We start from the raw sequence: 224 nt of genomic DNA on the forward strand, positions 1-224 counted from the left end.
AAATCCAAAGAAAATTGGTGGACGCTACTGGACTTGAACCAGTGACCCTCGCCTTGTAAGGGCGATGCTCTCCCAACTGAGCTAAGCGTCCGGTAATTTGTTGCTAAAAGAAAGAAGTTAACATCCGAAGAGATGGTGGACGCTACTGTGACTCGCAACGAAGTTGTTGAGCCAGTGACCCTCGCCGTACCAAATCCAAAGAAAATTGGTGGACGCTACTGGAC

1 tRNA gene is annotated in these 224 nt (G+C 48.7%); it reads right to left on the reverse strand.

Annotation, left to right across the window (positions count from 1 at the left end):
- Positions 1-15: 15 nt before the first annotated feature.
- Positions 16-91, reverse strand: a tRNA-Val gene (locus tag ACXAGR_RS23850).
- Positions 92-224: the final 133 nt, after the last annotated feature.

The sequence above is a fragment of the Alteromonas sp. ABH4_457 genome (genome assembly GCF_056160625.1).